The organism is Methylomonas albis, assembly GCF_014850955.1.
GTDB classification, from domain to species: Bacteria; Pseudomonadota; Gammaproteobacteria; order Methylococcales; family Methylomonadaceae; genus Methylomonas; species Methylomonas albis.
Window position 1 is genome coordinate 2,718,087 of record NZ_JACXSS010000001.1, and the last position, 12,331, is coordinate 2,730,417.

Here is a 12,331-nt window from a genome sequence, read left to right on the forward strand (position 1 = left end):
TTTAAGTAAGATACTTTTTAACCGGGGCAAACGATTTTCGATGTTGCGAGGTTATGCCAAATTGTTGCAGCGCGACTGAATGCTGCTGGGTAGGATAACCTTTATGCACGGCGAAGGCATAACCGGGAAACAGCCTATCCAGGGTCTGCATTTCCTCGTCGCGCGCGACTTTGGCTAATATCGAGGCAGCGGAAATTTCCGCGACCAATAAATCGCCTTGCACAATAGCTTCACCGGGTATATCCAACACCGGTAGCCGATTGCCGTCCACTTTGACCCAGTCAGGGCGATATGCCAATTGAGATACAGCCCGCTGCATCGCCACCATCGTCGCTTGCAGAATGTTGATAGTGTCGATTTCACTGGCTTCCGCGCGTGCAACAGCCCAGCACAAAGCATTGGCCTTGATCTGTTCGGCTAGTAGCTTACGCTTTTTTTCTGTGAGTTTTTTAGAGTCGGTCAATCCGGCAATCGGTTTGGTGGGATCGAGAATGACTGCCGCTGCGACCACAGGTCCGACTATGCAGCCGCGGCCAACTTCGTCGATACCGGCTATGCGTAGGGTGTTATCGGAGAATGCCGCGTGTGACATTGCGTAGAAAGCTGACCATATTGGAAAGTTCGTTGCTTTCGCCGGCCATATCTTCCATTTCTTCTATAGCGTCTTCCAAGCGCAAATTATTTTTGTAGAGGATTTTATAGGCTTTGCGAATCTGCCTGATCACTTCCGCTGGCACGCCGTTACGCTCCATGCCAACCGAATTGATACCGTGCGGCCGCGTGGGTCTACCGCCGACCATGACATAGGGAGGAATATCCTGCGTAATCGCGCTACCCATCGCCGAAAAGCTGTATTCACCGATTTGGGTAAATTGATGCACTAAGGTAAAACCACCGAGTATGGCGTGATCACCGAGATGTACATGGCCTGCAATCGAGGCGCCGTTAGCCATGATCACGTGATCGCCAATAATGCAATCGTGCGCGACATGGGTGTAGGCCATAAATAGGTTGTCGCTTCCGACCAAGGTCAGACCCTGATCTTGCTGTGTCCCCCGGTGCATCGTGCAAAACTCGCGAATCACATTGCGATCGCCAATTTCCAAGCGGGTGATTTCGTCGGCATATTTTTTATCTTGCGGATCTTCGCCTATCGAGGTGAATTGATAAATAGTGTTGCCTTTACCGATAGCGGTAGGGCCTTTAATCACCACGTGCGGCCCAATCTCGGTGCCCGAATCTATCTGCACATCGGCACCGATTACCGAGAATGGCCCAATTTTTACATCGTCGGCCAATTCGGCATTGATATGAACAACCGCTCTGGGATCTATCATTTAGCCCTCTGCGGCCACAGCCGCGCACATGATTTGCGCACTGGCGGCCAACTCACCGTCCACTTCCGCACGGCATTCAAACGACCATAAGTGGCGTTTGTGTTTGATATAAGTCACTTCCAGTCGCAATTGATCGCCGGGAACGACTTGTTTTTTGAAACGGGCATTATCGATACCAGCAAGAAAATACGTTGTACCTTTGCCCAGTTTATTGTCACTCTGCGAAGTAAGTAGCGCGGTAGCTTGCGCTAACGCTTCCATAATCAACACGCCGGGAAAAATGGGTTTATGCGGAAAATGGCCTTGGAAAAACGGCTCATTGAATGTCACGTTTTTCACCGCCAGCAAACGTACACCGGGCTCTGATTCAAGCACCTTGTCTACCAGCAGAAAAGGATAGCGATGCGGTAAGAGTTCCTGAATTTGTAACATATCGAGTGAGCCGGCCATGAGTTATCTGTACGAAAAGGGGGGAAGCGGGAAGTTCGCGTGGACTCGGAACCTCCCTACTTTAGTACTGCATGCTTCCGCGATTAGCGAAGCATCGGAGAAAGTTTATTGCGACAATGTTTCCAGTTTTTGCTGTACGCGGCTGGTGACGTCGATTTGATCGTTTGCATAAATAACGCCGTCAGTCAGCAATAAATCGAACGACTCTTCTTTAGCTAACGCTCTTACTGCTTCGACAATACGTTTTTGCAGGTTGCCTAACTCTTCGTTTCTACGCATATTGAAATCCTCGCTGAACTCCTGTTGTGCACGAGCTGCGTCGCGTTTTTTATCGAGAATGTCTTTTTCGATTCTATGACGTTCTTCCTCGCCCATTACAGCTGTGTCGCGACCCAACTTTTCTTCCAGTGATTTGATCTCTTTTTGCTGAGAAACCAGTGTTTTGTCTCTTGGTGAAAATTCAGTTTCCAAGCGAGTTTTTGCTTTAACGGCTTGCGGCGCTTTTTCCAACACCTTAGCCACATTAACAAAGCCGATTTTCAGCTCTGCATGACTCACGCCAGCACAAATCATCAGCATTAAGAACAAAGAAATTCTATTTTTCATGGTCAAAACCATCTCCGGTTAATATTTGAGTTTAAGACAGAACGCAAGCGCCATTATAGGGCAAAACAGGCTCAAACTAAACTAAAATCCCGAGCCAAAGGTGAACTGGAAGGCTTGGGTTCTATCGGTACTCTCAGAATTCAGTGGCTGGGCGACACTCACCGCCAACGCCCCAAACGGAGACAACCATTCACCTGACAAGCCTACCGAATAACGAAAATATTTGCGCAAATCACCCGTACTAAGTCCTGGCGCCAGAGTACCAGCGTCAACGAACGAACCAATCCGCACCGATTTCATGTCGCTTAGAAACGGCACTGGGAAAAACAACTCGGCTTTGCCTATCAGCTTGGTAGACCCACCAATAGGCCGGTTATAGGTATTGGCAGTATTGATCTCATTTTTGTCTATTACACCCAGGGTGTTTTGCATAAAACCGCGAACGTCACCGGTACCGCCGGCAAAATAGTTTTCAAAAAACGGTAGTCCGGAACTGCCGCCATAGCTACCACCATGCGCAACCTCACCCAATAAGCGGAAAGTAAAATCGTTGGATAATGGAAAATAATGCTGGTGTTTATAACCGACTTTGAAATATTCCAAATCGCTGCCGGGTACAGTAATCAATCCGGAGAGCCTCTGCTGGCCGCCGCTGTGAGCAAAAGTGGCTCTATCCAGCGTGTCATGGGTCCAACCTGCGGAAGTTGACAGCGTATCAAAGCTTTTTGTCCTGATAGCCGAAATATCGTCGCCTGCCTTGAAGCCCAGGAATTTTAAAATCGTATCAGAAGACAAGGTGGTGTTTTCAATCTCGGTGCGCTTCAAATCGATATCAAAACCGATTCTGTCGAACTCGTTTAATGGGATACCAAAATTGACTCCGGCATTGGTGATGGTTGTATTGTAGGCCGCCAAGTTGGCAGCGTAGGCATTACGCGAGGTGTAGCCAAGGTTGTAGCCCATCGCCACACCATCCAGCGTGTAGTACGGATCTGAAAAACCCAGATTGTACCGTGTCAAAATACTGCTGTTGTTGAACGCAAAATCCACCCGCTTACCGGTACCGAAGATATTGTCTTGCGAGACGTTGGCGTTAAAAATGATACCTTGCACCTGCGAATAGCCGACACCAGCCTGCAAGTTACCGGAGGCTTTTTCCTTAATCGAGTAATTGACATCAATCTGATCGGCCGAACCGACCACCGGAGGGGTTTCCACCCCTACTTCTTCAAAGTACCCCAATCTGTCCAAACGGGTCTTGGTGCGCTCGATCTTACTGCTGGCCGCCCAACTGGACTCCATCTGCCTAGCTTCTCGGCGAACAACTTCGTCACGGGTCTTGGTGTTGCCCTTGACGTTAATCCGTCGCACATACACGCGTTTACCGGGATCGACGAAAAAGGTCATCGCTACGGTTTTTTGCTGCTCGTTAATCTCCGGAACCATATTCACGTTGGCAAAGGTATAGCCTTCGTCGCCCAGGCGATCAGAAATGGACTTGGACGTTTCGGTAGCGTTTTTTCGGGAGAAAATCTCGCCCGGCCCGACTTTAACCAATTTGATTAAATCTTCCGGCTGCACGATCAATTCACCGGACAATTTGACCTTTTCCAAGGTATAGACGTCGCCTTCCTTGACGTTGATGGTGATGTAAATTTCCTTTTTATCCGCCGTAATATCGACCTGAGTGGATTCGATGGAGAAATTGATATATCCGCGGTCCAGATAATACGAACGCAGTTTTTCCAAATCCGCGGATAGCTTTTGCTTGGAATACTGATCGTCTTTGGAATAAAAAGACAGGAAATTGGTGGTGCTTAATTCGAATTCTTTCCGCAATACGTCGTTGGCAAACGATTTGCTGCCGACGATATTGATTTGCTTGATTTTCGCAACCCGGCCCTCGGAAATATCGATATGAATCCCCACCCGGTTACGGGTCAACTCCGAGACTTCGGTTTTAATTTTCAGACCGTATTTACCGTGACTGAAATATTGCCGGCGTAGCTCTTGTTCGACCTTATCCAGGATTTGTTTGTTGTAAACCTTGCCTTCCGCTAAGCCGATTTTTTTTAAGGCTTCAGTCAAGTCTTCCTTTTTGATGTCCTTGTTACCTTCGATAACCACCTTCGCGACCGAAGGCCGCTCGACTACATTGACAACCAGCGTACTACCGTCGCGCTCCAGCGATATATCCTTGAAAAATCCGGTGTTGAATAAGGCTCTAATGGCTGCAGCTTGCTTGTCTTCAGAAAAGGTTTCGCCGACGTTAACCGGCAAATAATTGTAGACAGTACCGGCGGAAATTCTTTGCAGACCTTTGACTTGAATATCCTCAACTACAAAGCTACTTGCATGAGCGGCCTTGCCGGACAGCATACTCAGCAACAATATTTGTAATAGCGGTTTTTTCTTCACGCGGTCAGCCATGGAAAAGGAACAGGCGCGATTGTAACACGCAGTTTTCGGATTCCCGCGCCTTCGATGGTAAATACTCGTAAATCCTGGCCGAAAAATTGCTTTCTTATGCAGTTTCAATTGCAAAGCAAAACAATTCAAATAAAATTATAAAAAGCCAACGCAACCAATTGAAATAAAAAATTTTTCCCTTAATTATTTTTTCAGCGAAATGTATCGGCAACCAAGCTCCGGTAAACTATCCGTGCATAATCAGCTTCCAAAGCGGCCGCTTCGACGTCAGCCAGAGCGCTGACTCCACCTGCTCCCTTCACCGACACAATCGCCCTAGCTGCGTCCAGCTTATAAACCCCGGCCACGGAAACACCATGCTCAGGCGCGATCAGGCTATAGCAGGTGTTCAGCCAATGCGGTTCGGCGACTGGCTTTTGATTAATCAAACTCGTTACCGCCAACGCGCACGCCTTGGCTTCGGAATTGGCCGCAAAAGCCGATTTGGGGATAGGTGAGTAGTGCGCGGCATCACCAACGACATGGATAAACTCGTCATATACCGATTGCCCGGTAAGGGGCCGCACCGGACACCAGCCGGTGCTATCGGTCAAACCATTCTGCACTGCGATTTGCGCGGCGGTTTGCGGCGGAATGATGTTCAACACATCGCCCCTGAATCGGTCGCCGAATTCGCTAGTCAGCACCCTATTCTGCCGGTCCAGTTCGAGTAAAGGATTGTCAGCCAAACTATGCCACTCAATCAGACTATTGGAGGTGCCATAACCATAATGTTTCACCCAGCCAGCCTCGAACAGAGCCTGCTTGGAAAAGCTGCGCTTGGCATCGAGTATGAGTATTTTCGATCGAGGCTTATGTTGTTTCAGCCAATAAGCCATCATACTGGCCCGCTCGTATGGACCTGGCGGACAACGGTAAGGATCGGCCGGCACAGTCATCAATAGCACTCCGCCATCTGGCATCGCTTGCAGTTGCCGAGCCAGCAACAAGGTCTGCGGCCCGGCCTGCCAGGCATGCGGAAATTGCTCCGATGCTGCCTTATCGTAATCAGCCATCGCATCCCAGCGAAAATCGATGCCGGGCGACATGATTAACCTGTCATAGCTAACGCTCTGCCCACCGGCCAATCGCAATCGCCGTTGCCCAGCGTCTAAACTGCTGACGCGATCAACTAACAGCTTGACTCCATATTTGTCTTGAAAAGACTGGTAATCGACCGTCAATTGAGGAAGCTCTGTCAAACCGGCAAACAGCCAATTGCTGCCGGGACAAGTGATGTAGTTGGCTTTGGGTTCGACTAGGGTAACGTGGATATTTGCATCCAACAAACGCAGATATTTCGCGGCTGTCGCACCGCCAAAACCGCCGCCCACCACGACAACATGGGCTTTGGAACCCGTTAAATAGGGCATCCCGGCACAGCCGCCGAGGACGCCTACGCCTAACCCGGCGACGCCTTGTAAAAAACGTCTTCTGGAAAAGCCTGCCATTAATTGCGACTCAAATATTCGGCAACCGCCTCCAGTTCCTCGTCGCTATAAGCTTTGGCCAGACGCGGCATCAGCGTAGCGGGTTTTTTATCGTATTTAAAATCCAGCAAGGCTTGCTGGATCTGTTGCGCAGATAAACTCTTTAGCGACGGGATAGAGTTATCGGCACGATGCAAGGATTCGGCATGGCAGTTTCGGCAATTAAAGGCAATCGCTCGTGCATCGATATCGGCATGAGCCATAGAGACGAACAAGCTCGCAACCAGTACAACAGCATAGCAAACCGGGCTCATAGCGCTTAAGCAAGCAGCTTCTGCCGAAACACTTCGTACAACAATACGCCCGCCGCCACCGACACGTTTAGGCTTTCCACCTGCCCAGCCATAGGTATTTTCACCAGAAAATCGCAATGCTGTCGGGTCAAATGGCGCATACCGGTGCCTTCAGCACCCATCACCAGCGCTAAGGGCATATCCAGTTTCATCTGAAACACCGTTTGCTCGGCTTCGCCGGCGGCACCCATGATCCAGATATTCTGCTCTTTCAACCAGCGCAATACTCGCGCCAGATTGGTAACCTGATACACCGGCACCGTTTCCGCCGCCCCGCTGGCTACTTTGCAAACCGTCGGCGTGATCCCGGCAGCATTGTCCTTGGTGACAATCACACCATGCGCACCCACCGCATCGGCGGTGCGTAAACAAGCGCCGAGATTGTGTGGGTCTTGCACTTGATCCAGCACCAGATAAAACGGTGTGGTAGTCAACGCTTCGACATCCTGCTTGAGCTGGTCTTCGCTGCGCATCGCCGGCAACTCCACCGCCACCACGATACCTTGATGATTTTTGCCGTCGGCCATCTTTTCCAGCTTTTTGCGCTCGGCTTTTTCCGGAATGATGCCAAGCTTGGCGAGATCGTCGATCACTTGCTTCAGGCGAACATCCTGGCGTTGACCATCGACCCAGGCACGGCGAATTTTCTGCGGTGAATAATCCAGTGCGGCCTGCACCGCGTGAATTCCGAACAATTGGGTTAAACTCATGAGCGACGGCGTCTTTTGGCTTTTGGCTTATTTGAGGCTTTTTTATCTTTATCCGACTTGACGGCTTTACCGCTCGATTCAACCTTTTTACGACCGGCAGACGACTTGGTTTTGGCAATTTTCTTACCCAACTGCATCAGCTCAAAATCGATCTTCTTATCGTCCAGATTAACCCGCACCACCCGAATCTTAACCATATCGCCCAAACGGTAACGCACGCCGGTGCGTTCGCCGTGCAACTGATGTTTGGTGGCATCGAAGGCAAAATAATCCTGCACCAAAGAGGCGATATGCACCAAGCCTTCCACATAAATCGACTGTAATTCGACGAAAAAACCAAACCCGGTCACGGCGGAAATGACACCGTCGAATTCTTCGCCGATCTTATCCATCATGTACTCGCATTTCAGCCAGCTCACCACATCGCGGGTGGCGTCATCGGCACGCCGCTCGTTCGCCGAACAATGCTCGCCCAACAACACCATGTCAGGATGCGTGTAATAAAAGCTGTCCACCGATTTGCCGGCCAGACAGTGCCGAATAGCCCGATGCACCAGCAAATCCGGATAACGGCGGATTGGCGACGTAAAATGCGCGTAGGCATCAAGTGCCAAGCCGAAATGACCTTTGGTTTCCGGGCTGTAGACTGCTTGCGACATGGAGCGCAGCAAAATGGTCTGAATCAAATGCGCATCCGGCCTATCTTTTACCGATTCCAAAAGATGCATGTAGTCCAGAGGCGTGGGCTGAGCCTGGCCTCCGAGGAATAAGCCCAATTCGCCGAGAAAGGTTTTCAGCGCCAGCAATTTTTCCGTGCCGGGGCCGTCGTGAATCCGCAGTAAGCGCGGCATTTTTTTCTTGTTCAAAAACCGCGCTGCCGCGGTATTCGCGGTGATCATGAATTCTTCGATCAACTTATGAGCGTCGTTGCGCTGCAGAGGCACTATTTCCGCAATTTTACGCTCGGAGCCAAACACGATCTTGGTCTCCTGGGTATCGAAATCCATGGCCCCGCGCAACTCGCGCTGATTGCGCATGACTTTGTACAAACCATACAAGGTCTGTAAATGCGGCAGCAAGTCGGCATATTTTTTAGCCAGTTTCTGATCGCCATCCACCAATATCCGCGCGACGTCGGTATAGGTCATTCGCGCATGAGAGCGCATCACGGCTTCAAAAAACCGCGAACGCAGGACATTGCCCTCCTCGTTAATCAACAACTCGCAGACCATGCATAAGCGGTCCACGTCCGGGTTCAAAGAACACAAGCCGTTGGAAAGTATCTCCGGCAGCATCGGGATCACTTTTTCCGGGAAATACACCGAGGTACTGCGATTTTTGGCTTCAGCATCCAGGGCTGTATCGACTTTCACGTAGTGCGATACGTCGGCAATCGCCACCAACAACTTCCAGCCTTTCGGGGTTTTCTGCGCGTAGACGGCATCGTCGAAATCACGAGCATCTTCGCCGTCTATGGTGACCAACGGCAACTTACGAATATCTTCCCTGCCCTGTTTGGCGGATTCGGGCACTTGTGGGGTTAATGCCTTGATTTCTTCTAATAACTGATCCGGCCATTGATTCGGCAATTCGTGCGAGCGAATCGCCATTTCGATTTCCATGCCCGGTGCCATATGTGCGCCCAGCACTTCAGTGATGCGGCCTAAGGGCTGGCAATGCTGACTGGGTTGCTGGATGATCTCGGCCACCACAATCTGACCTTTCTTGGCATGGCCGATGTCTTCCTTGGCAATCAACACTTCGTGGGCGATTTTCTTGTTATCCGGCACCACATAAGCCACACGGCCTTCGGTAAAAAACCGGCCGACCACTTGATGCGTATTGCGTTCGCTTATTTCAATCACCGCAGCCTCGCGGCGTCCACGTCTATCAATGCCAGCCACGCGCGCGATTACTCGATCATTGGGCATCAGCGGTTTCATTTCCCGCGGCGACAAAAACAGGTCTTCGCTACCGTCATCAGGCTTCAAGAAACCGAAGCCTTCCGGATGCCCCAACACCCGACCGGCGATGGTATTATCACCAGAACCCAGGCTATATTTTTGCCGGCTATTAAAACTTAGCTGGCCGTCGCGCTCCATGGCGCGCAGCCGGCGGCGCAAAGCTTCCAGGGCATCGGGCGTTTCCAGGGCAAATTGTTGGGCGATTTGTTGGCGGCGTAACGGCTTGCCGGCTTCTTGAATAAGCTGGAGGATCAGCTCGCGACTGGGTATGGGGTTCTCGTATTTTTCGGCCTCACGTTGTGCGTGCGGATCGACGAGTGCGTTAAAATCAGATGTCTGATCGGTATTTGATGTCATTGAATCTGTTTGCTGGGTTCTGCCGCCAATCCCATCTTGGAACTGACCGGCAATCGTCTTTGTTATATAAAATCATAGCCTTTCTTCTTGTTCTGGGTGGGTATCACATCGTCCAGAATACGCCGGCATTCGAACTGCCAATAGCCCAAGCCTATATTTCTCCGGCTGTTCAGAATGATGGGGAAATTCTCATGCCCCATAAACATCCGCAATAAGTCGCCATCTTTCAAGCGAAAAGAATCCATGATGATAAAGCTTTTTTCGCCTTCGTTATCTCTTATGCCGTAAATTAAGGCTTTTTTACTCTCCGCGGCAGTGTCGACCTCAAGCGCCTGATAAGCAACCGGAAAGGCTTGGGCGGCGATGACCATTACCTCGAATATCAGTTTAGAATCCTGCTTGGGCAACAGTATTTTGCACACCACGCCGAGGGATCGTTGTTGCGGCATGGCGTCCATCTTGCGAAAACTAACCAAGCTACCAATGGACAGTACACCTTCCTTATCGAAATTGCAGGACAAGGCGCGTTCCGAGTCAGTCTCGGCACGCATTTCCAGCCCGGATTCCAAGCCGGGCCTGCCGGTTTCCAATAGATCATAGGTCGTTTCCAAACCAATAGCCACATATCTATCCAGCCGATCAGCAAAATACACCGTCCCTTGCGGCTCCTTGCCCTGCCAACGCTGCATCAGATAATCGAACAGCTCCGCCGATAGTTTTTGATGATTATTCTTATCGACCTCAAGCGAACTAAAACGCGCTTCCTCTTTGCTGCACAGCTTGTCGGCTTGCTTGATGACTTTACCCAGCTTGGTCAGGTTGAGATAAAGCATCGCCGAATCGGACCTTCGATCGGTTTGCGCGGCATTCAGCAAAAAAGCCGGGGGCAAATCTTCGTCCATTAAAATGGCGCATTGCACGGCCTGCTCGGCAACCGGCTTGGTTTCGATTTGCAGAAAATCGCTGATTTTCTCCAAAAACTCATAAACCAGTTGAAACTCTTTCTGCATCAAGCCGGATGGATAGGCCAAACTGAGCAACAAAATTTGTTTGTAGCTGTCTTCGACCGACGACAGTTTACTAAAGATACCGCCCTGATCAGCCACTTTGGAACTAGCCTTATCCAGCTTGACGGCCAGTTTATACAGCGAGTGCAAATCGATCCAGATCCAGTCCGGCACCGGGTAGCTCATCATATAGTGACTTATCACAATGCGACTCAAGCCCCGAATAGTGCGCTGTATCGCTAAGGCCGTAGATTTACCCTGCAACCAGCCGATTTCACGACGCGTCAACTCCTTCACCACGCTCCAATAACCGATGGTAAATTGCCTTTCGATTGCGCAAGCTAAGCCGAATATTTTTTTTTCGCCTTCACCCTTCGGAAAACCAAACTTGATCAGTCGCGAACGCAAATAATCGTCGATCAAGTAAAAGCTGTCTCTGAGTAATTCCAATGCATGCAGGCGTTTTGCCGCCGGCATTTCCACCGAAATCAACTCTCCCAGCAATTCGTGAAACAAGCGTGCGGCCAAACCCGGATTAGCAGTCGGAAGTTCGGCAACCCATTGACGTAGCGCATCGTCGGTAAACGACGCCAATAATTGCGGATCGTTTTTTTGCTGAGGGATGACCAGAAAAAAAGAGTTTTTCACAAAGCATCCACAATTGAAGAAAGTACCGCCAATGGCATAACATCTCTACAGGCGATAAAGCCACGAGCGTCCGGCCTTGCAAAGCTATCACTCATCGGCTAGAACAACCCTTCGTCATCAACCATCAAATTTTGCAAGGCATTCACATCCTTTCTGAGTTGTTTCCTTGCCAATAACTTGGTTTGTACGCGTTCGGGAAGTTCGGTAAATATCAATACTTGATTGGCCACCAGCAAATCGACCAAATCGTCTATTACCCTAACCATATCATTATCGGTGGCCGATAAGGCTTGTCTAACCTTGTCGCTGGAGAGCTGTTGCAAAAATGCCGCCACTTCCGGGTTATCGACATCAAGCCACTCGTCGCCGCTGTCGCGCAGCTGCACAATCGCTCCAGCGTGATCCCGGACTACAAACGGCATATGCCACCTACAATTCCAATATTTCGCAAAGTGTCAAACCCGCCTGCAACCATTAGCGACGCTAAAGCCGATCATCTAGCCGAGATAGTCAAAGCGCCTAGCGTTACGCCAATGTCTATGCCGCGTCCGTTGCCGGATAGCGCCAGAGAAATTTCACCGCGCGTCAATAGTTGCCCGTCTATAGACTTGGTAGCTCCCGCATGACCTTCAAAGGCGACAAAGCTGCCATAAATTTCATTCAGATTTCTAACTTCGGAAAACACGCCAGTTCCCTCTATCTCCGACTTACCGATGGTAAATCCTATGCTCTTAGAGGCCAAAGCCACTTGCGCCCGTTGACCGTTACTGCAACTGATATTGCCAAGTCCGTCGTATTGTTTGTAAACAAATGACCAACCGCTGAGCTTATAAGTCATCGTGCAGGACGTGAGGGGTTGCGCCGCGACCGGAGAAACGAAAAACATGCCGCCGATGCAAATAGCCAACAGCGGAATAAATCGAAAAAACTGGGTTGTCATTAGAATCTCCATTTTTATTAAATCTTAAACACAAATCGCTACGCTACTGTCACTGCGCAA

At 50.1% G+C, this 12,331-nt stretch carries 12 protein-coding genes; all 12 read right to left on the reverse strand.

Annotated elements, in window-relative coordinates:
- Position 1 precedes the first annotated feature (1 nt).
- Positions 2 to 592, reverse strand: a complete 591-nt coding sequence (gene rnhB, locus EBA_RS12530; RefSeq protein ID WP_192375018.1) for a ribonuclease HII — start codon at positions 590 to 592, stop codon at positions 2 to 4.
- Positions 567 to 1,337, reverse strand: a complete 771-nt coding sequence (gene lpxA, locus EBA_RS12535; RefSeq protein WP_192375019.1) for an acyl-ACP--UDP-N-acetylglucosamine O-acyltransferase — start codon at positions 1,335 to 1,337, stop codon at positions 567 to 569. Before lpxA ends, rnhB begins: the two co-directional genes overlap by 26 nt.
- Entirely contained in the window at positions 1,338 to 1,787 is a 450-nt protein-coding gene (gene fabZ / locus EBA_RS12540) for a 3-hydroxyacyl-ACP dehydratase FabZ (RefSeq protein WP_192375020.1), read from the reverse strand.
- Between the two features lie 105 nt (positions 1,788 to 1,892).
- Complete coding sequence (locus EBA_RS12545) at positions 1,893 to 2,393, reverse strand: OmpH family outer membrane protein (protein ID WP_192375021.1); 501 nt, start codon at positions 2,391 to 2,393, stop codon at positions 1,893 to 1,895.
- An 81-nt stretch (positions 2,394 to 2,474) separates the two neighbouring features.
- Positions 2,475 to 4,811 (reverse strand): outer membrane protein assembly factor BamA, encoded by a 2,337-nt coding sequence (gene bamA, locus EBA_RS12550; protein WP_407663599.1) that lies wholly within the window; start codon positions 4,809 to 4,811, stop codon positions 2,475 to 2,477.
- Positions 4,812 to 5,014: 203 nt separating this feature from the next.
- Entirely contained in the window at positions 5,015 to 6,313 is a 1,299-nt protein-coding gene (locus EBA_RS12555) for an NAD(P)/FAD-dependent oxidoreductase (protein ID WP_192375023.1), read from the reverse strand.
- The gene (locus EBA_RS12560; RefSeq protein ID WP_192375024.1) at positions 6,313 to 6,555 is read right to left on the reverse strand and encodes a c-type cytochrome; all 243 of its coding nucleotides are present in this window, start codon (positions 6,553 to 6,555) and stop codon (positions 6,313 to 6,315) included. Before EBA_RS12560 ends, EBA_RS12555 begins: the two co-directional genes overlap by 1 nt.
- Before the next feature lie 56 nt (positions 6,556 to 6,611).
- On the reverse strand, positions 6,612 to 7,355 hold the full coding sequence (gene rlmB / locus EBA_RS12565) for a 23S rRNA (guanosine(2251)-2'-O)-methyltransferase RlmB (RefSeq protein ID WP_192375025.1): 744 nt from the start codon (positions 7,353 to 7,355) through the stop codon (positions 6,612 to 6,614).
- A complete protein-coding gene (rnr, locus tag EBA_RS12570; protein ID WP_192375026.1) occupies positions 7,352 to 9,676 on the reverse strand; it encodes a ribonuclease R in 2,325 nt (774 codons plus the stop codon). Before rnr ends, rlmB begins: the two co-directional genes overlap by 4 nt.
- Positions 9,677 to 9,738: 62 nt before the next feature.
- Positions 9,739 to 11,331, reverse strand: coding sequence for a hypothetical protein (locus EBA_RS12575; RefSeq protein WP_192375027.1), 1,593 nt, complete (start codon positions 11,329 to 11,331; stop codon positions 9,739 to 9,741).
- Positions 11,332 to 11,429: 98 nt separating this feature from the next.
- Entirely contained in the window at positions 11,430 to 11,753 is a 324-nt protein-coding gene (locus EBA_RS12580) for a hypothetical protein (RefSeq protein ID WP_192375028.1), read from the reverse strand.
- Positions 11,754 to 11,824: 71 nt separating this feature from the next.
- On the reverse strand, positions 11,825 to 12,271 hold the full coding sequence (locus EBA_RS12585; protein WP_192375029.1) for a hypothetical protein: 447 nt from the start codon (positions 12,269 to 12,271) through the stop codon (positions 11,825 to 11,827).
- Positions 12,272 to 12,331: the final 60 nt, after the last annotated feature.